Source organism: Bradyrhizobium sp. B124, from assembly GCF_038967635.1.
Lineage (GTDB): Bacteria > Pseudomonadota > Alphaproteobacteria > Rhizobiales > Xanthobacteraceae > Bradyrhizobium.
Genome location: NZ_CP152413.1, coordinates 1,745,673 through 1,765,062 on the forward strand (window position 1 = coordinate 1,745,673; position 19,390 = coordinate 1,765,062).

Annotated in this window: 22 protein-coding genes and 1 riboswitch; of the genes, 4 read left to right on the forward strand and 18 right to left on the reverse strand. The window is 65.5% G+C overall.

The genetic code is table 11. The features are described 5' to 3' along the window. Nucleotides 1-54 precede the first annotated feature (54 nt). Entirely contained in the window at nt 55-1,200 is a 1,146-nt protein-coding gene (locus tag AAFG13_RS08350; protein ID WP_207830186.1) for an alkane 1-monooxygenase, read from the forward strand. A gap of 63 nt (nt 1,201-1,263) precedes the next feature. Here the strand turns inward: AAFG13_RS08350 and AAFG13_RS08355 are convergent, their stop codons facing one another. The 6 genes from AAFG13_RS08355 to AAFG13_RS08380 all read right to left on the reverse strand — a co-directional run bounded on the left by AAFG13_RS08355 (nt 1,264) and on the right by AAFG13_RS08380 (nt 4,843). Further along, nucleotides 1,264-1,395, reverse strand: coding sequence for a hypothetical protein (locus AAFG13_RS08355; RefSeq protein ID WP_283815099.1), 132 nt, complete (start codon nt 1,393-1,395; stop codon nt 1,264-1,266). Between the two features lie 402 nt (nt 1,396-1,797). Then, the gene (locus AAFG13_RS08360) at nt 1,798-2,169 is read right to left on the reverse strand and encodes a hypothetical protein (RefSeq protein WP_223967410.1); all 372 of its coding nucleotides are present in this window, start codon (nt 2,167-2,169) and stop codon (nt 1,798-1,800) included. A 136-nt stretch (nt 2,170-2,305) separates the two neighbouring features. Then, a complete protein-coding gene (locus tag AAFG13_RS08365) occupies nt 2,306-2,599 on the reverse strand; it encodes a hypothetical protein (protein WP_342711725.1) in 294 nt (97 codons plus the stop codon). 203 nt (nt 2,600-2,802) lie between these two features. Then, the gene (locus tag AAFG13_RS08370) at nt 2,803-3,225 is read right to left on the reverse strand and encodes a zinc-ribbon domain containing protein (protein WP_212309610.1); all 423 of its coding nucleotides are present in this window, start codon (nt 3,223-3,225) and stop codon (nt 2,803-2,805) included. Between the two features lie 151 nt (nt 3,226-3,376). Continuing rightward, nucleotides 3,377-3,772 carry a MaoC/PaaZ C-terminal domain-containing protein gene (locus AAFG13_RS08375; protein WP_342713570.1) on the reverse strand — a complete coding sequence of 132 codons (396 nt, stop codon included), beginning with the start codon at nt 3,770-3,772 and terminating at the stop codon, nt 3,377-3,379. 207 nt (nt 3,773-3,979) lie between these two features. Further along, on the reverse strand, nt 3,980-4,843 hold the full coding sequence (locus tag AAFG13_RS08380; protein ID WP_212309612.1) for a tetrahydrofolate dehydrogenase/cyclohydrolase catalytic domain-containing protein: 864 nt from the start codon (nt 4,841-4,843) through the stop codon (nt 3,980-3,982). 15 nt (nt 4,844-4,858) lie between these two features. Next, a riboswitch (ZMP/ZTP riboswitch) is annotated at nt 4,859-4,938 on the reverse strand. 217 nt (nt 4,939-5,155) lie between these two features. Between AAFG13_RS08380 and AAFG13_RS08385 the strand changes: the two genes are divergently transcribed. Further along, entirely contained in the window at nt 5,156-5,572 is a 417-nt protein-coding gene (locus tag AAFG13_RS08385; protein WP_212309613.1) for a hypothetical protein, read from the forward strand. Nucleotides 5,573-5,696: 124 nt separating this feature from the next. Here the strand turns inward: AAFG13_RS08385 and AAFG13_RS08390 are convergent, their stop codons facing one another. Continuing rightward, complete coding sequence (locus AAFG13_RS08390) at nt 5,697-6,215, reverse strand: hypothetical protein (RefSeq protein WP_342711726.1); 519 nt, start codon at nt 6,213-6,215, stop codon at nt 5,697-5,699. Nucleotides 6,216-6,430: 215 nt separating this feature from the next. Further along, the gene (locus AAFG13_RS08395; RefSeq protein ID WP_342711727.1) at nt 6,431-7,123 is read right to left on the reverse strand and encodes a hypothetical protein; all 693 of its coding nucleotides are present in this window, start codon (nt 7,121-7,123) and stop codon (nt 6,431-6,433) included. Between the two features lie 199 nt (nt 7,124-7,322). Here AAFG13_RS08395 and AAFG13_RS08400 point away from each other — a divergent pair, with 199 nt between their 5' ends. Next, nucleotides 7,323-7,706 carry a VOC family protein gene (locus AAFG13_RS08400; protein WP_212310717.1) on the forward strand — a complete coding sequence of 128 codons (384 nt, stop codon included), beginning with the start codon at nt 7,323-7,325 and terminating at the stop codon, nt 7,704-7,706. 15 nt (nt 7,707-7,721) lie between these two features. Here the strand turns inward: AAFG13_RS08400 and AAFG13_RS08405 are convergent, their stop codons facing one another. Next, a complete protein-coding gene (locus tag AAFG13_RS08405; protein WP_342711728.1) occupies nt 7,722-8,153 on the reverse strand; it encodes a hypothetical protein in 432 nt (143 codons plus the stop codon). Between the two features lie 237 nt (nt 8,154-8,390). On the opposite strand from AAFG13_RS08405, the gene AAFG13_RS08410 reads away from it, so the two are divergent. Then, a complete protein-coding gene (locus AAFG13_RS08410) occupies nt 8,391-8,741 on the forward strand; it encodes a GrlR family regulatory protein (RefSeq protein WP_092114933.1) in 351 nt (116 codons plus the stop codon). 134 nt (nt 8,742-8,875) lie between these two features. Here the strand turns inward: AAFG13_RS08410 and AAFG13_RS08415 are convergent, their stop codons facing one another. From AAFG13_RS08415 to AAFG13_RS08455, 9 genes are all read right to left on the reverse strand, one after another. Next, nucleotides 8,876-11,557: a PAS domain S-box protein gene (locus AAFG13_RS08415; RefSeq protein WP_342711729.1), complete on the reverse strand. Its 2,682-nt coding sequence runs from the start codon at nt 11,555-11,557 to the stop codon at nt 8,876-8,878. A 275-nt stretch (nt 11,558-11,832) separates the two neighbouring features. Next, a complete protein-coding gene (locus AAFG13_RS08420) occupies nt 11,833-12,714 on the reverse strand; it encodes an EamA family transporter (RefSeq protein WP_342713571.1) in 882 nt (293 codons plus the stop codon). A 35-nt stretch (nt 12,715-12,749) separates the two neighbouring features. After that, nucleotides 12,750-13,694 (reverse strand): alpha/beta hydrolase, encoded by a 945-nt coding sequence (locus AAFG13_RS08425; RefSeq protein WP_212309617.1) that lies wholly within the window; start codon nt 13,692-13,694, stop codon nt 12,750-12,752. A gap of 117 nt (nt 13,695-13,811) precedes the next feature. Beyond that, complete coding sequence (locus AAFG13_RS08430) at nt 13,812-14,609, reverse strand: NUDIX hydrolase (protein WP_212309618.1); 798 nt, start codon at nt 14,607-14,609, stop codon at nt 13,812-13,814. 3 nt (nt 14,610-14,612) lie between these two features. Further along, a complete protein-coding gene (locus AAFG13_RS08435; RefSeq protein ID WP_342711730.1) occupies nt 14,613-15,569 on the reverse strand; it encodes a dihydrodipicolinate synthase family protein in 957 nt (318 codons plus the stop codon). 101 nt (nt 15,570-15,670) lie between these two features. Beyond that, entirely contained in the window at nt 15,671-16,549 is an 879-nt protein-coding gene (locus AAFG13_RS08440) for an SDR family oxidoreductase (protein WP_212309620.1), read from the reverse strand. 185 nt (nt 16,550-16,734) lie between these two features. After that, nucleotides 16,735-17,595: a MaoC family dehydratase gene (locus AAFG13_RS08445; protein WP_212309621.1), complete on the reverse strand. Its 861-nt coding sequence runs from the start codon at nt 17,593-17,595 to the stop codon at nt 16,735-16,737. A gap of 204 nt (nt 17,596-17,799) precedes the next feature. After that, nucleotides 17,800-18,189: a Zn-ribbon domain-containing OB-fold protein gene (locus tag AAFG13_RS08450; RefSeq protein WP_194460885.1), complete on the reverse strand. Its 390-nt coding sequence runs from the start codon at nt 18,187-18,189 to the stop codon at nt 17,800-17,802. Beyond that, nucleotides 18,189-19,346 carry a thiolase domain-containing protein gene (locus tag AAFG13_RS08455; protein ID WP_050405615.1) on the reverse strand — a complete coding sequence of 386 codons (1,158 nt, stop codon included), beginning with the start codon at nt 19,344-19,346 and terminating at the stop codon, nt 18,189-18,191. Before AAFG13_RS08455 ends, AAFG13_RS08450 begins: the two co-directional genes overlap by 1 nt. Nucleotides 19,347-19,390 lie beyond the last annotated feature (44 nt).

A 19,390-nucleotide genomic window follows, 5' to 3' on the forward strand; every position in this document is an offset into this window, starting at 1 on the left:
CTGAGCCCAATAACGGCGAACGCCGCCTCGATAAGAGATGCTGGAGGAAATGCGATGATCTTCACGGGCACCAATGCCGCTGGCGAAACGATCACCTACCGGGACGGCAAGCGCTATCTGTGGATGCTCTCGTTCATCCCGCCGCTGATCCCGCTGTTGTCCTACTGGCTCTTCCTGCGGACGCACAATCCGCTGGTGACGCTGATTCCGTTCGTCTTCATCTTCATCCTGATCCCGCTGCTCGATGTCCTGTTCGGTGAGGACACCCACAATCCGCCGGCGGAAGTGGTCGCCGCGATGGAGGCCGATCCCTATTATCTGCGGCTGGCGCGCATCACCGTGGTATTTCCATGGATCAACTACGTCGCCCTGATCGCCTTCTTCGGCACGCAGGAGCTGCCGTGGTGGTCGTATGTCGCTTTGCTGCTCGGCGTCGGCACCATCAATGGCGGTGCGCTTCTGATCGGGCACGAGCTCGGCCACAAGGCTGATCGGCTTAACATCTTGTTCGGCATGCTCGCCAACTGCGCGGTGGGCTACGCCCATTTCCGCGTCGAGCATAATCGCGGCCATCACACCTGGGTCGCGACCCCCGAAGATCCCGCCAGCGCGCGATTCGGTGAATCGATCTATGCATTTGCCACCCGCGAGCTGCCGGGCGCCTTCAAGCGCGGCTGGCGCAATGAGGCCGAGCGGCTGACCCGGCGCGGCGAGCCGGTCTGGTCGGTCAACAACGAGATCCTGCAGGGCTTTGCGCTGACGCTCGTCGTCGCGGCGATTCTGATTGCGCTGTTCGGCTGGAAGGTCGCGCCGTTCATCGTCGCGCATCATTTCCTCGGCTGGTATGCGCTGACCCAGGCCAATTATGTCGAGCATTACGGATTGCTGCGCGAGAAGCTGCCGAACGGCCGCTACCAGGCGGTCGAGCCGCGCCACTCCTGGAACACCAACCACATCGTCTCGAACCTGATGACGTTCCATCTGCAACGTCACTCCGATCACCACGCCAACCCGATGCGCCCCTACCAGTCGCTGCGCGATTTCGACGACATCCCGCGGCTCCCGAACGGCTACACCGGCATGTTCGGCCTGGCTGCGATCCCGCCGCTCTGGTTCCGTGTGATGGACCCGAAGACACTGGCGTGGGCCGGCGGCGACAAGAGCAAGCTCAATCTGGGCGACCGGCCGGTGAATGCGTGATTGCAGGTCTTGCCCGGCCTGCGAGCAGGCCGGGCAATCGTCGTCAATACAGTCGATGCGCGGTCAACGCGAGACGTAGCCTGCAGCCAGCGGCTTGAAGCGATAGACCAGATACGGGGCCTTGTTCTCGCCCTTGCCGCCGTGGAACATCGCGGCCGCAGAGGCGTCGGAGCACACCAGCAGATGATCCTGCATCGTGCCGCGCAGGCTGTGATCCCCGTCGATGAAGACGAGGTCGGGGCTTCAGCCGGTCGACATGCGCACCCACCAGCGGTGAAGTCGAATAAGCCTGGAGATAGACCGGCTCGATGCCGGCCTGCTCCTGCAACAGATCGAAATAGGTCGAGATGAAGGGCGTCGGCGCGATCGGATCGAGTGCGATCACGGTCTTGAGATCGGCGCCGCTGTTCCTCAGCCACTTCGTAACCAGGATGAACATGCCGCCCCAGCAGCAGCCGATTTCCATACAGGAGGAAATGCCGGACGCGTTGTGCGCGCGCCAAGCCGGATATGGCGCGAGCGCGCTTCCCGGGCGGAGAATCTTGCATCCCGCCGCTGACCGCGTCCGTCCACGGCATGTCTTGCGGCCGCCCGCTTTCACCCGCTCGGGATCTTCCGGCGCACGGCCTCCACGCCGGCATCGGTGACGCGGTACTTCCGCCCCATCTCCGGCAGGATCCAGCCCTTCTCGATCATTCCGGCAATGGTGCTCGGGCCAACACCCGCAGGAAACGGCCGGCGATGTCGGATGGCGTCGATCGCGACCCGCTCCAGATGGGTGGCGACATGCGAGGGGCGCGCGCGAAACGCCTTGGCCATGATGAGGACCGACAGCACCTCGGCGCGCCGGCGCACGGCCGAAGCGCTGCGGGTCAGTTCGTTGCTGATCTCGAGAGCGTTCTTGCCGGCTCTGGCGAGTTCTCTGAGTTTCTCGTCCTCGTCAGAGCTCCAGCGCCGCACGATCCCCATCTGCTCCTCACCGCCTGGATACCCATCTCGAACCGATGCATACGCAGGCGGCGCTGATTTGCCATGTGACTTTCGGCACCTCTTGATGTGACGTTGGAGACTGTCGCCATCAACAAGGCCGATCGCGAAAACACTCCTAGTGCTTGCTGGGTTCAAGCGTGATGAGCACGCCGGTCGGTTCGGGCACGTGCGGCCGCAGCGACGTCAGCTCCGGATCGCTCCACTCGGCAAGGCTCACCACCTCGCCGGTCTGCCCCGGCATGTCGGAGCTCTGGGCAGGTTCGAGGACCTTGAGGCCACTGGTGTCGACGAAGAATGTGTGCTCGCCGAACACGCTGTTCAGCTGCGCCACCGCCGGATGATCATCCGGAAGCACCTGAGCGTTAAGTTGCGTCATGGTCTGCTTGACTTGCGTGGAATTGAGCTTCATCCGCTGTTCCTTCTTTGTTGGTTCCGGCCTTGGATGTTTCCCTGGCTGGTTCCTCCCCGCCCGCACCCCTCGCCGGGGGCTTCGAAGTCTCGAACCGATCAGGCAACGAAACGTTCCGCAGACGCGACGCATTGACCGCGTGCGCGCGGGTTCCAGATCCATCGCTATGTGACGCGTGGCACGACGCTGGGCGTGCCCACTCTCTACGTGGCGGAAGGCTTCTTCCTGGCGAGCCCTTCCAGATGCACGCGGCGCGCAGCGGTCTTGCGTGCGCGCGCCCTGGTGCGGCAGGCCCGGCAGCGCACGGCCTTGGTGAACACGTCGCCCTTGGCGGTCTCGTACCACCATTTCTGCTGCAACGGCGTCCACACCTCGGCAACGCCGCAATCCTTGCAGACGAACGGCTCGGGCCGATAGGTTCCGCGTTCGACGAAATCTGGAGTCGAATAGCTGTTCGAGGGCGCGAGCTGGCTCGTGACCACCGCAACCTCGTCGCGCGCCAGCGCGATCTTGTAGTCGCGCAGGCGCTGCCGTTCGGCGGCGCGTTGCGCCAGCGTGCGACGCCATTCCTCAGCCTTGCGCTGTTTGGCTTCGATCTCGCCCCGCGTCTGCTTGCTGCGCTTCACGCCCATACCATCCGGCTTGCACCGTATCGACGAACTTGCCGCCCGGCAGCCCGGCCACATCAGGACGATGTCACTGACAGGCTGCAGGTCAGCGCAGGCTTGCCATGGTAGCCGCAGCAGTGCCGGGCGGCCAGATTGATCCGGGCGGAGGTTAAGTCTGCCCCTGCTCCGCCGGCCGCATGCGGATCAGTGCATCGAGAACCAGGACAAGTACGGGACGCTGCTCGTCGTTGACGAGCTCGGTCTTGAAAATCACGACGGCGTCGCGTCGCTCCGGCCTGATGGTGATTTTCTGGATCCGGGATTGGCCGGTGAGCGTGGCGCCCGGGCGGACCGGGCTCGGCAAGCGGATCTCGAAGCTCCGCCCGACGATGCCCGCCACCTTGGTCCAGATCGCCTCCACGACGAGCCGTTGATAGATCGCGATGGTATTGAAGCCGCTTGCGATCAGGCCGCCGAACGGGCCCGCCGCGGCCGCGACGGGATCGGTATGGATCGGCACCGGATCATATTTCCCGGCGAACTCCAGGATCTCGGCTTCGCCGATCGTGTAGGTGCCGAGCTAGAATGTCGGGCCTTCGGTGAGATCTTCCGCATACAGCATCGCGCGTCTCCGTCTGTCGCGCGACGATAGACCAATGCTGCGGGCTTTCCATTACCTCCGACGTCAAGAACTTCGCGCGCAGGTCTCCGGGCGCGAGGCAGCGACGCGAGCCGCACCCGCCGCCCGCGTCTTGCTGCAAGCATACCGCTGCTATTGCAGCCGGGCCGCCCTCGCCTTTGCCGCCTTCACCGTGTTCTCCATCAGGCAGGCGATTGTCATCGGGCCAACGCCGCGCGGCACCGGCGTGATCGCGCCGGCGACCTGCACCGCTTCGTCGAAGGAGACGTCGCCGCACACCGCGTAGCCGCCGTCCGGCTTCTCGACGCGCGTGGTGCCGACGTCGATGACGATGGCCTGCGGCTTGATCCAGTCGCCGCGCACAAGGCCAGCCTTCCCCACCGCGCTGACCAGGATATCGGCCTGACGGCAGATCTTGCTGATGCCGCGGGTGTGGATGTGGGTTTGCGTCACGGTCGCCTGCTCCTGCAGCAACAGCGCGGCCATCGGCTTGCCCACAATGTTGGAGCTGCCGATCACCACGGCATGAGCGCCGGTGAGATCTGGCCGGATCGACTTGATCAGCCGGAGACAGCCGAGCGGCGTGCACGGCACCAAGGCATCGTCGCCGTGAAACAGCCGGCCTGCGTTCAGCGCGTGCAAGCCGTCGACATCCTTGGCAGGATCGACCGCCGCCATCACGCGCAAGGCGTCGATGTGCGCCGGCAGCGGCAGCTGGATCAGGATGCCGTCGATATCGTCACGTGCGTTGAGCGCGTCGATCCTGGCGAGCAGATCGGCCTCGCTGGCGTCATCCGGCAGGCGTTCGACCTCGCCGCGCAGGCCAAGCCGCTCGGCCATCCTGACCTTGCTCTGTACGTAAATTTGGCTCGCCGGGTCACAGCCAACCAGCACGACCGTAAGCCCGGGCGCGCGGGGCAGCCGGTCCAGTTCGCTCGCAACCTTGTCGATGACAATTTGGGCATGTGCATGCCCATCAAGAATGTTCGCCGTCATGGCACCTCCGTTTCGAAGCGGTGCCCAGGCGCGCGGCGTTCAGTCTCTGCGCTCCCCGATGGTGGTCCATCCAAGCGCCAGTCGCGCAGATGGCGTCCTCATAGCCGCCCGGCCCGGCAAACGCAAATCACGCACGCTTGCGGCCGACCCGGCGACGAATTGCCCCTGTTTTTGCCAGTGGATCGGTGCCGGGCGGGGCCCCTCCGGGGGTAGGATTCGGGCAGAACTTGCGATAAGCCTCGGCGCTTGCCGGGCTTTTCCGATCCCCGGCGCCATCCTTCCGGTCATCACGCCACTTCGGACATTTTCACCATGAGACATATCATCCTCGCGCTGGCGCTCCTCTGCCCGGCTGCCGCGCTTGCTCAAGGCACCGCTCCAGCCACCACCCCACCCCCCGCCGCCGACAAGCCGGCGGCGGCCGCGCAGCCGATGGTCGGCGACAAGCCGCTGGTCCAGGTCGGCAAGAAATCGGCGGCCAAGAAGGGCGAGAAGGCCGCAGCACCCGGCAAGCCGCAATCGGTCGCGCAGAAGCTCCAGGCCTGCCAGGACATCGACGACGCCACCAAGGAGCGGCTGATGTGCTACGACGAGATCTTCAAGCCGCAGCCCAAGCCGAAGGCCGCCCCTGCCAAGGGCGTCGCCGAATGCCGGTTCGTCAAGGAAGAGGACGAGCGGCTGACCTGTTACAACGGCTTCGCCGACAAGATTCCGCGCCTGCCGCGCTAACCGGTTCCGGCCACCCGGGGCGCCTTCCCGCAACCGGTTTTACCTGGCTGACATCGCGGACATGAAAATGCCGCCGCAAGCGTTTGCGGCGGCTTATCGATTGCCGGTTGCCGCGTGTCCCTGCCTACCAGGTACCGAAGCCGCCGAAGAAGCCCATGCGTGGCTGCTGTTGCGCGACACGGTAGGGCTGATACATGCCGGGCTGGGCCAGCCGCATCGGCTGCTGGGAATGGGTATGGCTGCGCGCAATCTTGCGCTTCTTCGGCGCCTGCACCGGCTGCTCGGCCGGCTTCGCCTCGGCCACGACCGGCCCCTTGCGCGCGTCAGCCTTCTCCGGCGGAATGAACTGGGCGAACGTGTCACGGACGCGGGCCTGCGCCGACGCATCGCTGGCAGCCGCCGGGGTCGCTGCGGCAACCGCGTTCACCTGCGACGGAACGATGGTCGGCAGGTTGGTGTCGTACACCACCCGCTCCGGCAGTTTCTGGGTCGACTTGATGCGTACCATGGTCTTGTTGTCGACGCCGGGCGACGACAGACCCTGGCTGGCGACCACAGCCTCCTGCGGTACGATGGCATTGACGACGAAGAGCAGCGCGAGCAGCACGCCACCAACGAAAAGGAAATAACGCGCCACAGGCATTTTGGTAGCTCCCCCCGCGCTACGGGCGCGGTTCAACTCGACGCGACGACATCTGTCATCGCGCAACGAATTCATCGTCTGCGCATGATCACCCGGACAAACGCCATCGCGCTCCCGGGTCGTTCTCTAACGGTCGGCTTATTAGTTAGTTCCTGCCTGGCCGTTACGGTTCACCCGGCAAGTCAATTTGCGGTCACTTTTTCGGGATGCAGGGTTTAGGCGCGGCTGGCGGTCACGACAGTGCATTTCGCCTTGTTTGCGTTAACGTTTACGAACCCGATCAGCATCCGCGGGTAGGTCTTGCGGCTTTTCATGGCGATGGTGTCCGGGATCAGCCGCTTGCGTTCGGTCACGGGACTGCCGTCGCCCCGGATGAAGGCGCAGGCGATCTCGATGTCCTTCACCGCGAAATCATTGGCATTGCGCAGCGTCAGGGTGACCAGCACCTTCGAACCCAGCCCGCCACGCTGCCAGGATTGCGAGGCGATCCGCAGCCTGTCCAGCGGCGATCCTTCGGTACCCGGCCCGGACGCTTTGGCCGCCTCGGCCTGCTGCGCGGCGGTGGCCACGCCGACCGTGGCCAGCTCACCTGCCGGTGCGGCTGGCGCATCCTTTGCAGCTTGATTTGTGATTTGGCCGGGCTGCGCCCCGGTCGATGCATCCTGCACGGAAGACACCGGCCTGACATCCCGGTCTTCGGCATCGCTCGGCTCGGGAAGCATGAACCACGCCGCAATTCCGGCGACCGCGATCACCGACAGCAGCAGGCTGGCGTAAAAGCCGCCACCGCCAAGACGTCCGGCGGCAACCCTTCGAAACGACGCCAAGCCGATCCGCATCGTCGTGCCCTCACCCTCGACGCCCGATCGAGCCGCCACCCAGTATAGAAGCCGCAGGCATCGCAGCATGCGGCATCCGGGACGGCCGCAGGTCGAGCGGCCACGCGAGAACAATCACCGACGGCCGGAATGGTTTCATTCCGGGACGACAATCTTGCGGCTGGCATCACGGAGGGATGGTATCCCAACGGACCGATCGCTAGATTTGCGCAGCCCGAGAGCGAGTGCCGCACCCCCAAGAGCGCGCGAGAACAACAAGGAGACCGCAATGCCTGTCGTCACCTGGGACCACGTCCATCTGCGCAGTCCCGATCCCGAGGCCACCGCGACCTGGCTACGCGACATTCTGGGCGGCGAGATCATCCGCGGCCCCGGCCGCATCGACGTCCAGCTCGGCGGCGCCAAGGTGTTCATCGCGGAGGTGACGCAAGGCGACGGCGTCAACGCCCCGCCGGTGACGCCGTATCAGGGGCTCGATCATTTCGGCCTGACCGTGAAGGACATCGACGCGGTCGCGGCCGAGATCAAGGCCAAAGGCGTCGAGTTCACCAAGGAGCCGACCACGATCCGCCCCGGCGTGCGGATCTGCTTCATCCGCGGCCCGCAGGGCATCTCGATCGAGCTGCTCGAGCGCGACCAGAAATACGTGTGAGCGACGACCGATCCGCTACGTCATGCTGCCGGGCATGAAGCAGCGGATCGTCACGCCCATGTAGCTCTTGATCGGCCAGACCATGGCGCGGCCGACCCGGTTGGGCTCGGTGACCACAGCCTCGTCGGGGACGTCGACCCAGGCTCCGTCGAGACGCACGCGGTAGTGCCCGTCCTTCGATTCCCAATCGACGTCGCTGACCGCGCTGCCGTCGGCATCCGAGCAGCACGGGCCCTTGCCACTACGCAGCCCGTCGAACCATTCCTTGAGCGGCGAATTGGCGTAACGGCCGTCGGGATCGCGCGCCCGCGCGATTTGCACCGCTGCCGCCAACACCAGCATCATCAGCCCGAGAGACACCATCACACGGCCCACACGATGGACCCAAGTTCCATTGGCATTGCGAGGACGCGCCAATCGGCCGCCCGAATCAATCCAGTCCGACATGTGTTCGCTCCAGCACTCACCGGCCAGTGCAACCAGAGCTATGCATTTCGCGGGCCAGTTCGATTCGCGCGCACGGTCCGCTGTCATCGCGCCGTCACACCGCCTGGCAGGAACCGAGGGTTCACGGCCACTCCGGACCCCCCGGAATCAACCTGCCGCATTGCACGAGGTTGCTCGCTTTGGCATAAAAAACCAATCCGGATTGCTGCGGGCGCGGCAGCCGGTAAATGGGACAATATGAAGAACGGGCTGTACTCAATCCACGTCACCCTGCTGGACGGACGCGTCGGCAAGGGCAGCGGAGTGATTCTCTTCCGCGACGGGCAAATTCTCGGCGGCGATGCCTATCTGTATTACACCGGCAGCTACACGGTGAAGGGTGATGCGTTCAAGGGCGAGGTCCTCGTGCAACGCCACACCACGCCGCGCGAGACCGACAACCCGCTGTTCGGCGGGCCGGCGCCGGTCGGCATCGGCGTCTCCGGCACCTTCACCGACACCCGCGGCACAATGAGTGGAACCGCGCTGGTCGGCAAGGCGAGCCTGATCTTCGGCGCAACGCTGCACAAGCTCGCGGATATCAATTAGGGCCTCATGGTATTTTGACCCGTCATCCTGAGCGCGTAGCGCGTCTCGAAGGATGCACGGCCCCGCTAGTGGCCGTCGATCCTTCGAGACGCGCGCAAGAGAGCGCTCCGGGATGACGGATCAGAGCGCGCGGCCTACTCCGCCGCCTGCTCCAGCGGCGCGACGCGCGGCAGGATCATCTGGATGCGGGTGCCGTTGCCCGGTGCGGACTCGAGCGAGAGCCGGCCGCCGAGGCGGTTGGTGATGATGCTGTAGACGATGTGCAGCCCGAGCCCGGTGCCGCCCTGATCGCGCCGCGTCGTGAAGAATGGATCGAAGGCGCGGCGGCGCACGTCGAGGCTCATGCCGCAGCCATTGTCGGCGAAGATCACCTCGACATAGTCGTTGCCGGAGGCGTGCACCTGGATCTCGACCTCGCCGGCCTTGCCGTCCGGGAACGCATGCGCGACCGCGTTGAGGAACAGGTTGGTCAGCACCTGGCCATACGGTCCGGGATAGGAATTCATGATCAGGTTCGGCTCGCAATCGACGTTGAGCGTCAGATTGTGCTTGCGCAGGCCGGGCCGCAGACTCATCACCACCTGCTCGGTGAGATCGCCGAGATCGAAGGTGCGCTGGTCCGAATAATTGCGGTCGGCGGCGACCTGCTTGAACGACTGGATGAGCTCCGCGGCGCGGTTCAGATTGGCGACCAGCTGCGAGGAGGCATCCCGCGCGGTGTTCAGGAAGTCGTTGAGGCTCGAGCGGCGCAGGTCGCCGCGCTCGACCTGGGTCGCGAAGTTTGCGGTCTTGCGCTCCAGCGCGGAGGCCACCGTGAGGCTGATGCCGACGGGATTGTTGACCTCATGGGCGACACCGGCGACCAGGCGGCCGAGCGCGGCGAGCTTCTCGGCCTCGATCAGCGAATTCTGGGTTTCCCGCAGGTTGCGCAGCGCCGCCTCCGCGGAATCCCTCGCTTTGCGCATCTCCTGTTCGGAGCGCTTGCGCTCGCCGATGTCGAGCGCGACCGTGACGATGTTCTCGATGTCGCCCTGGGCATCGAGGATCGGCAGCTTGTTGACGAGCCATTGCCGCATGTTGCCGGCTGCGTCCTTGTACTCTTCTTCATAGAAACCAAGCTCGCGGCGCGCCGACAGCACGCGCTTGTCGTTTTCGTCGGTCTTGGCTGCGCCGTAGCGCGACATCAGCTCGGCGGTGGTCTGGCCGATCGCGTCCTGCGGCTCGATGCCGAAGATGCCCGCCATGTAGCGGTTCATCAGCACGTAGCGCAGGTTGCGTTCCTTGACGTTGATGACGGCGGGCACCGTGTCGATGACCATCTGCAACAGCCGGCGGCCTTCGGCGATGGCATCCTCGGCGCGTTTCTGGTCAGTGATGTCGCGCACCGTGCCCTCGTAGCGGACCACCTCGCCCTCGTCGTTGCGTACGACGGTCGCGGAATCGGACAGCCACAGCACGGTGCCGTCGCGCGAGCGCACCTGATACTCGTAGTCGCGCACCGTGCCGTCGCGCCGCATCAGCTGCTGGTACTGCTCCCGCGCCGCCGGATCGACATAGACGGTGGAGGCGATATCGCCGATGCCGTTGATCAGGTCCTGCGGCGTGGCATAGCCCATCATCCGCGCCAGCGCCGGATTGGCGTTGAGCAGCGCGCCGCCCGGCGTCGTGACGTAGATGCCGTCGACCGATGCCTCGAACAGCTTGTGGTAGCTCTCCTCGGCGAGCCGCTGCTCGGCAAGCGCGCGCAGTGCGGCCTCGCGCGCGCTGTCGGCGTCGACCAGGGTCTGGCGGAACACTTCGGCGGCGCGCGCGATGTCGCCGATCTCGTTGTCGAGGTCGGCGCCCGGAATGAACGCGCTCTTCTCGCCGCCCGCGACCTTGCGGATCGATCCGGCGATCCTGGCGAGCGGGCGAACGGTGCGGCGAACCACCAGCACCGAAGCGAACAGGCCGATCAGCACCCCCGCCGTGCCGAGCACGATGCTCTGCCATTTTGCCTCAGCCAGCGTGCGCGCAAAATCGCGCGACAGCACATGGCCGCGGCGAGAGCTGAGCTCGCGCAGCAGCTCGGTGACCTTCTGGATCAGGCGGCCTTCGGCGCCGAGTACCTCGCGGTCGATGTCGGCGATCTGGCCCTCGCGCACCGAAATCGCGCTGATCGCTTCGGCATAATTGTCGACCGCGCCGCGCAGGGCGGGTTCGGCGATGGTCATCGCCCGCATGCTTTGCGCGGCCTGCTCGGCGGCCGACGTGTTGTGCGCCAGGAGCGCGGTGGCAATGCGGCTCTGCGCCTGCGACAGCGTATTGGCCAGCGCCGCATCATCGCTCGCGGCGACCGCCTTGTCGAACGCATCGCGCAGCGGCGGCAGCCCGGCGACGATCTCGGCACGGCGGCTGAGCAGCGCCGAGATGCGCTCGATCCCGCTGCGATAGGTCGCCAGCCGCTGGGTGACGCCGTCGATCATGTCCTGCTGCTCGGGCGCCAGCTCGATCCGGGTCTTCTTCAGGATCTCGCTCAGCGACTGGGCCGCCTCTGCGACCTGGGCCGACTGGTTTCCGGGCTCGGTGACGAAGTCCCGCGCCGCCAGCCGCAGCTCGTTGGTGCGACGATCGATATCCTCGGCGATGTCGCCGACGCTTTGCAGCCGCTGCAGCTCGGCGAAGGTCGTATCGATGTGCCGGATCGCGATCACGCTGGCCGTGGACGTGATGATGATCACAGCCAGCACCAGCAGGAAGCTGCCGAACGTGAGCTGGCCAATGGAGAGGGAGAACGCACGCGGCGCTTGCGAATTCGGCGGCAATTCAGCGATCATGTCATCAAGGCCGGGGTCCAATGCACCCCAATATACGGGAAATTACGGGCTTTGGGGAAACATGCTGAAAGCCCCTCGCCGGCCGGCGGTGTGACCCGTGTCACCCGGGGAGCCATCGGTGGCCGATTCCGGCACAGGGCAGCGTCAAGCCTAGTCGGGCGGGATGCCGGCCTCCTTGATGCATCCGGGGACATCCAGCCGGCAGCCGGTTTCGGGAGACAGGACATCAGGCGCCGGCAGCCTTCGGCGCCGGGGTCGCCATCGCGGCGATGACCTCAGACCGTAGCGGTCCTTCGCGCAGGAATCGTCATCGCGGCGACGCCGATCACGACGCAGGCGAGCCCGAGCCACGCCGTCGGGCTCAGCCGTTCGCCCAGAAAGGCGACGCTGAGCGCAACTCCGATTGGCACCCGCAGATAGGCCTGCGCGGTGGTGCCGACCGAGCCTAAGGTCTGGATCAGGCGGAAGTAGATCACGAAGGCGATCGCGGTCGAGAACACCGCAAGCGCCAGCAAGGCGAGCAGCGAGCTGGTCGATGGCGTCAGCGCCCAGGGCCGTTCGACGGCGAGGCTGAGCGGAATCAGGACCGCCGCGCCCGCGATCAGCGAACCCGCCGCTGGCGCCATCGGATCGAGCCCCTTGAAGCCGCGGCTGAAGATCGCGGCGCAGGCGTAGCAGATGGTGGCGGCGACGATCGCGACCTCGACCACGATGCCCTCCCCGAGATCGCGGAACGCATCGACGCCGACGATCAGGCAGATGCCGGCCATGCCGGCAATCACCCCGAACAGCTTGCGCGGGCTCGCGGCCTCGTGGCGGGTGATCGCGGCCGTGAACAGGAAGGTGAAGATCGGCGAGGCCGAATTCAGGATGGTGGCGAGCCCGGCATCGACGAAGCGTTCGCCCCAGGCGATCAGCGTCCACGGGATCACGCTGTTGAGGCAGGCCTGGAAGATGAAGCGGCGCCAGGTCGCGCCATCCGTTGGCATGGTCACGCCGCGCATCCGCATGATGACGAGCAGCAAGAGCCCCGCGATTGCGGTGCGTGCCGCGATCAGCGTGATCGGCGGGATAGTCGCGACGCTGAGCTTGATGAACGTGTAGGAGCCGCCCCAGAGGGTGGCGAGCACGAGCAGCAGCGCCAGCTCGAAGCCCATATGGGGCTGCCGCGCGTTGCCGGTCGCGGGGCAGCTCACGACGCGCTCCCTGCGAGCCAAGCAGCGGTCGCCGCAAACAGACCTTCGCGTCCGTGTTCAAGATGCATCAAATGCGTTGCCCTCGGCACGACGACATCGGCCTTCTGCGAGGCGCCCAGTGCATGTGTCAGCCAGGCTGCGTCGGCATGCTGACAAAGGTTGTCCCATTCACCACGGACGATCAGCGTCGGCGCCTGGACGCGGCGCGGGTCGTAGGCGAGCTGCCCCGACATCGCGGCGATGATGTCGGCCTGCGGCCCGTTTGGAATCCGGACCGCCGGCGGGTTGCGTCCGGCCGCACCGGCATCGCTTGCCAGATAGGCCGGCCCCCACTCGGCGAGGTCAGGCTCGATCAGCACCGGCGGATGCGACGGCGGGACGTCCTCGACAAATCGTTTCAATTGATCCGCGATGGAGACCTCGCGCCATGCACCGATGCTCTCGGGGCGTGGCAGCCCCTCCAGCTCGCGCCGGACGATCGGCGCGAACAGCACGAGGCGGCCGACCGCATCCGGACGATCGGCTGCAAAACGGCTGGCCGCCATCGTGCCCCACGAATGCGCGACGATATGAACCGGCACACCGGCGCGCACCTTGCGGATGTGATCGACCACCGCACCGACCTGAACGGTGGCTTCCGGCGCGCGGCCGAGCGGCGCGACCCCGCTCGCGGGCATCGACATCTGACGCGGCCTGCTCGAGCCGCCGAAGCCTGTGAAATCGAAACCCCAGACGTCGAAACCGCCGGCATTGAGATCGTCCGCCCAGGATCGCCCGCTAAAGCGATAGCCGACCGACAGCGACGACGGGAACGTCGCGCCGTGAACGTACAGCACCGGATCGCCCGCGCCCGGCCAGTGCCGCAGCAGCAGCGTGTCGTCGCTGCCGGGCAGCGTCAGGTGGGCTTCGAGAGATATTGCCGCTTCGAGAGATGTTGCCACGTCGGTTCCTTTGCGCCGGGCCGTTCGCCCAGCGCGGTGATTGACGTGGTTATAGCGAGCTTCTGAAGGCTATACTTCGATGCTCGCCGAAGTATCGTGGCTCCGGTCCGCGGGAGCTCAGCCCATCGCGCCGACGTCGAACACCTCGCCGTCGTAGCCCGCTTCCTTGGGGATTCGGAGCTGGCGGCCGTTGGCGGTCTTGGTCATCACGGGCATCACGGCGACGATCGACTTGCCCTTGCTGTCGGCGAGCGCGGCGCCGACGTTCGGCTGCTTGCCGAGCCTGATCAGATTGCGCGTGGTGGGGAACGGCAGCTTGAAGCGGCCGGTCTCGCCGCCCTCCAGCGCCTCGCGCGTCGACACCCAGATCGAGTCGGTCGATTCCTTGCCGTCATGGGCGCCGAGCTGCTCGGGCGGCGCGGCGGCGAGGAAGAACCAGGTGTCGAAGCGCTTCGGCATGCCTTCCGGCGTGATCCAGTGCGCATACGGCACGAGCTCGTCGAGCGCGAGCACCATGCCATTGTCCGTGAGCACCTTGAGGAAGGTGATCTTGCCTTCGTTCAACGCCGCACGATGCGCGGTCGCGATGTCGTTCGCACGCCCGGCGTCGACCAGATCCTTCGACCCCCGCGGCCGCGCCAGCAGGATGCCGCTCTCCTCGAAGGTTTCGCGGATCGCGGCGATGCGGAAACCGAGCGCGTCGCCGTCGAGCCCTTCTCCGCCCGAACAGAGCGCGGGATCGGCGGCGATCTCCTTGTCGTTCTTGTCGACGCTGCCGCCCGGAAACACCAGCGCGCCGGAATTGAACTCGATCTGGTGATGGCGGACCATCATGAAGACTTCAATTTCGGACGACGTTCCGTCACGCAGCAGCAGCACGGTCGAAGCAAGGCGCGGGGCAACGATCTCGGTCATAATTTATCCTGCTGCACTGGATTGCGGTTGCAGATTGGCGCGGCGGTCGACGCGCGCCACGCGGGAGAGCAGATAGTCGACCTCCGCCCTCGCCTGCGGCGTGATCACAGCACCGGGCTTGCGCTGGGCGCTGGAGGAGATGATGCCGCGCTTCTGCAGCACGTATTTGCGCACGGTCAGGCCGACGCCGGGCTGCTGCTCGTAGCGGATCAGCGGCAGATGCGCGTCGAACAGATCATGCGCGGCATCGCGTTTTCCGGCCTTCGACAAATTGACGACGTCGATCAGAAGCTCGGGGAAAGCATAGCCCGTCATCGCACCGTCGGCGCCGCGCTCCATCTCGAAATCGAGGAACAGGCCGCCATTGCCGACCAGGATCGACAGCGGCCGCAGCGAGCCGTCCTTCTGGAAGTTGCGCAAGGTCGAGATCTTCTCGAGGCCCGGCCAGTCCTCGTGCTTGAGCATCACGCAGGACGACGAATCCATCACGATCTTGCGGATCACCGCGGGCGTGAACACGACGGTGAGCGTCAGCGGGTAGTCCTGCAGAACCCAGGGAATATCGTCGCCGATCGCTTCCTGCGCCTGCTTGAAATAGCCTGTGATCTGGTCGTCGGTGCGCAGATGCGGCGGCGGCGCGATCATGACGCCGGCGGCGCCCGCATCCATCGACTTCTTCGCCAGCGAGCGCATCGTGGCAAAGCCGGGCGCCGAGACGCCGACGATCACCTGAAGCTTCTTGGCGCGCTTGACGAAGCGCAGCGCGACCTGCTCCGCCTCGGCGGCATCGAGCTTCGGCGCCTCGCCCAGAATGCCCAGCACCGTGACGCCGTCGCAACCGACCTCGGTGTAGAAATCGGTCAGCCGGTCGATCGATGCCTCGTCGATGCGGCCGTCGTCATGGAACGGGGTCGGCGCGATCGCAAAGGTTCCTGCGGCCTGGGCGGTGAGTTTTGTCATTTGTGCCTCATCTGTTTCCGCCCTCTATACAGCGTCATTCCCCGAGGCGCTATTGCGCATCGGGGATGCGCCACTTGGCGCAGCCCCGGAATGACGTACGGTCAGAACCGCCGCGCGCCCATCTTGATCTGCTCCTCGGAGAAGAAGATCTCCTTGGCGTGGGTGGCGATGTCCTCGGCCTTCCAGCCGGTAAAGGGCGGCTTCCAGCCCTCCATTTCCATCATCCGCATCTCGCGCACGCCGCGCGGGCCCGAGACGCCGAGGACCTTGCCGGTCTGGTCGCCCGACAAATCGCTGACCATGTAGAGCACGGCCGGCGCGATGCCGTCCGGGCCGAGCGCCGCGCCCGGGTTCTCCTTGTAGCGCGGCAGGTCCGCCGTCATGCGGGTCAGCGCGCCCGGCGCCAGAGTCCAGATCCGGATGTTGTACTTGCGGCCCTCGATCGCCAGCACGTTGGAGAGACCCCAGATGCCGCCCTTGGCAGCGCCGTAATTGGTCTGGCCGAAATTGCCGATCAGGCCCGACGTCGAGGAGGTGTTGACGATGACGCCGCCGCCATTGTCGCGCATCCATTTGAACACCGGCTGGGTGCAGCAGAAGGTGCCCTTCAGATGCACCTTCATCACCCTGTCCCAGTTGGCTTCCTTGGCCTTGTGGAAGGTCTCGTCGAGCAGGATGCCGGCGTTGTTGACCAGGATGTCGGCGCGGCCGAAATGCTTGATGGCGTCGTCGAACACCGACTGGCCGCCGGCCAAGGTCGAAATGTCGGCGCAGTTGGCGACTGCGCGGCCGCCCTCGGCCTTGATCCCGTCGACCACCTTATCGGCCATCGACTTGTCGGAGCCCGAGCCGTCGCGCGGGCCGCCGAGGTCGTTGACCACCACCGCCGCACCCTCGCGCGCAAACAGCTTCGCGTAGGCTTCACCAAGTCCGCCGCCAGCGCCCGTGATCAGCGCCACCTTGCCGTCGAGTAATCCCATGGTCGTTTCTCCGTTTTGTTCTTTCTTCTTCACCTCTCCCCGCTTGCGGGGAGAGGTCGGATCGCCCTTGCGATCCGGGTGAGGGGGTACAGGTCTCACCATGGTCACAGCTCGCGGTGAAAGCCCCTCACCCCGCCCTCTCCCCGCAAGAGTGGGGCGAGGGAGTCGACGGTCGTCGCTTCTAGCTACGCCAGCACCGTCTTGCCGCTCTTGATCACGGTGACGCCGCGCGATTTCACCTTTGCCTCGAACGACACCACATTGCCGTCCTTCCAAAGCTCCATCGTCACGGTCTCGCCGGGAAATACCGGCGAGGAGAACCGCGCCGCGTGCTGCTTGAAGGCGGACGGATCGTAATCGGCATAGGTCTGCAGCACGCCGCGGCAGGTGATGCCGTAGGTGCACATGCCGTGCAGGATCGGTCGCGGGAAGCCGGCCTTCCTGGCGAACGCGGGATCGGAGTGCAGCGGGTTGCGGTCGCCGCAGAGCCGGTAGATCAGCGCCTGGTCGGGCCGCGTCGTGATGTCGACCACCTTGTCCGGCGCGCGCTCTGGCACCTTGTGCGGCTCGGGCTGGCCGTCCGACGGGCCGCCGAAGCCGCCATCGCCGCGGGCGAAGCGCGAGGCGACCAGCGTGGCGAGCTTGTCGCCCTTCTCGTCCTTCAACACGGTCTGGTGGCGGATCACCGCGCCCTTGTCCTTGCCCTTGTCGAACACGTCGAGCACGGTCGAGTCGGCCGTGATGTGGGCCGCGGTCGCGAACGGCTTGTGGAAGGTAATGTCGCGCTCGCCGTCGACCACCATCACGCGGTTGAGATTCATCTCGCCGGGACCGGCGCCCCAGGCCGCGACCGACGCAAACGTCGGCACTACCTTGAGCGGGCGCGGCGTCAGCACGCCCTCATTGACGAAAGCGAGCTCGTTCTCGTCCATCGGATCTGCGCCGAGACCGATGCCATAGGCATAGAGCATCACGTCGCGATCGCTGTAGCTGTATTTCTGGCCGAGGTTCTTCAGGGCCATCAGCTGTTCGTACACGATTGGCATTGTTGTTCTCTCCCCGAACCGTTGTTTCTTCGGCGCTGCCCGTTATTGCGCCCTCTCCCCTTGCGGGAGAGGGCTGCACCGGTCACGCAACAAACTCACTTGGGAGAGGGGTTGCCTCCGCGGAACGACTTTGTTCGTGGAGAGACACCCCTCTTCCGGCAGCCTACGGCTGCCACCTTCCCCCGCAAGGGGGGAAGGTACTTCTTAGGCCGGCGTGAAGAACGGCAGCGGGGCCCCGTCGGTCGGCTTCCACACCACCTTGACTTTCTGGCCGATCTTCACCTGCTCCAGATCGCAATCGACGATGTTGGTCTGCAGCGACGGACCTTCCTTCAGCGTCACATAGGCGATCGCATACGGACCGGTCGGCGATTTCCGCATCAGGCTGTAGGTGTACACCGTGGCCTCGCCGCTCGACTCTTCCCACACCGTCTTGTCGGAGAAGCAGAACGGGCAGATCGCGCGCGGGAAGTAATGCGCCTCGCCGCAGGTGGTGCAGCGCTTGATCATGAACTTGCCCGCCTTCGCCGCTTCCCAGAACGGCGCGGTCTCCGGATTGGTCACCGGGGCATTGTACTTCTTGGCTTCAGACATCACGCACGCTCCAGAATGCAGGTAGAGGCGGCGTGGCGAACGCCGAGCAGACCGCCGGTGCCGTGGGCGATCGCGAGGTCGCAGTTCTGCACCTGCACCTTCGGATGCGCCTCGCCGCGCAGCTGGCGCACCGCCTCGAGGATTTTCGTCATGCCGCCGCGGTTGACGGGATGGTTGCTGCACAGGCCGCCGCCATCGGTGTTGAACGGCAGCTTGCCGACGCCGGAGATCAAATTGCCGTCGGCGACAAACTTGCCGCCCTCGCCCTTCTTGCAGAAGCCGAGGTCTTCGAGCTGCATCAGCACCGTGATGGTGAAGCTGTCATAGATCGAGGCGTATTTGATGTCCTTCGGCGTCACGCCCGCTTCCTCGAAAGCACGCGGGCCGGACCACACGCCGGCGGAATAGGTCAGATCGAGATCCTTGCCGCCGCGCGGGCCCTTCATCGCCTCGCCATGACCGATCAGGCGCACCAGCGGCTTCTTCAGGCTCTTGGCGATCTCCGGCGTCGTGACGATCATCGCGCCGCCGCCGTCGGTGACGACGCAGCAGTCCATCCGGTGCAGCGGGTCGGAGATCATCGGCGAGTTCAGCACGTCCTCGACGGTGACGACCTCCTTCAGCATCGCATGCGGATTGTATTGCGCGTGATGCGAGGCCGCGACCTTGATCCAGGCGAGCTGCTCGGAGGTGGTGCCGTAGTCGTGCATATGGCGCATGGCACACATGCCATAGGCATTGTGCGTGGTAGCCCCGTAAGCCAATTCGAAATCGGCCTCGGCGCCGGAGGCGCGCGGCGGCATCGGGCCGGTGCGCGGCTTGCCTGCGAGGGTAACCAGCGCAACCGAGCACTTGCCCGCGGCGATCGCCTCAGCGGCATGGCCGAGATGGATCAGATAGGAACAGCCACCGGTCTCGGTGGAGTCGACATGACGCAGCTTCTTGGTGTTGAGGCCGAGGTAATCGACCATCGGCCACAGCCCGCCCGGCGCATCGCCGGCGCAGAAATAGCCATCGATGTCGTCCTTGGTGAGCCCGGCATCCTCGATCGCGCCCTTGGCGACCTCGGCGTGCAGCTGTGCTGTTGATTTATCGGGTGCATGCCGGGTGGGATGCTCGTAGATCCCGGCAATGTAGGCCTTGCCCTTGATGGTCAAATCGCTCTCCGCTGGCGTTTCTCGCTCCAGCGTTTTTCTGAACC

Coding starts and splice junctions, on each gene's coding strand:
- AAFG13_RS08350 (WP_207830186.1), top strand. CDS start 55: ATGATCTTCACGGGCACCAATGCCGCTGGCGAAACGATCACCTACCGG.
- AAFG13_RS08355 (WP_283815099.1), bottom strand. CDS start 1,395: ATGCAGGATCATCTGCTGGTGTGCTCCGACGCCTCTGCGGCCGCGATG.
- AAFG13_RS08360 (WP_223967410.1), bottom strand. CDS start 2,169: ATGGGGATCGTGCGGCGCTGGAGCTCTGACGAGGACGAGAAACTCAGA.
- AAFG13_RS08365 (WP_342711725.1), bottom strand. CDS start 2,599: ATGAAGCTCAATTCCACGCAAGTCAAGCAGACCATGACGCAACTTAAC.
- AAFG13_RS08380 (WP_212309612.1), bottom strand. CDS start 4,843: ATGACGGCGAACATTCTTGATGGGCATGCACATGCCCAAATTGTCATC.
- AAFG13_RS08385 (WP_212309613.1), top strand. CDS start 5,156: ATGAGACATATCATCCTCGCGCTGGCGCTCCTCTGCCCGGCTGCCGCG.
- AAFG13_RS08390 (WP_342711726.1), bottom strand. CDS start 6,215: ATGCCTGTGGCGCGTTATTTCCTTTTCGTTGGTGGCGTGCTGCTCGCG.
- AAFG13_RS08395 (WP_342711727.1), bottom strand. CDS start 7,123: ATGCTGCGATGCCTGCGGCTTCTATACTGGGTGGCGGCTCGATCGGGC.
- AAFG13_RS08400 (WP_212310717.1), top strand. CDS start 7,323: ATGCCTGTCGTCACCTGGGACCACGTCCATCTGCGCAGTCCCGATCCC.
- AAFG13_RS08405 (WP_342711728.1), bottom strand. CDS start 8,153: ATGTCGGACTGGATTGATTCGGGCGGCCGATTGGCGCGTCCTCGCAAT.
- AAFG13_RS08410 (WP_092114933.1), top strand. CDS start 8,391: ATGAAGAACGGGCTGTACTCAATCCACGTCACCCTGCTGGACGGACGC.
- AAFG13_RS08415 (WP_342711729.1), bottom strand. CDS start 11,557: ATGATCGCTGAATTGCCGCCGAATTCGCAAGCGCCGCGTGCGTTCTCC.
- AAFG13_RS08420 (WP_342713571.1), bottom strand. CDS start 12,714: ATGGGCTTCGAGCTGGCGCTGCTGCTCGTGCTCGCCACCCTCTGGGGC.
- AAFG13_RS08430 (WP_212309618.1), bottom strand. CDS start 14,609: ATGACCGAGATCGTTGCCCCGCGCCTTGCTTCGACCGTGCTGCTGCTG.
- AAFG13_RS08435 (WP_342711730.1), bottom strand. CDS start 15,569: ATGACAAAACTCACCGCCCAGGCCGCAGGAACCTTTGCGATCGCGCCG.
- AAFG13_RS08440 (WP_212309620.1), bottom strand. CDS start 16,549: ATGGGATTACTCGACGGCAAGGTGGCGCTGATCACGGGCGCTGGCGGC.
- AAFG13_RS08445 (WP_212309621.1), bottom strand. CDS start 17,595: ATGCCAATCGTGTACGAACAGCTGATGGCCCTGAAGAACCTCGGCCAG.
- AAFG13_RS08450 (WP_194460885.1), bottom strand. CDS start 18,189: ATGTCTGAAGCCAAGAAGTACAATGCCCCGGTGACCAATCCGGAGACC.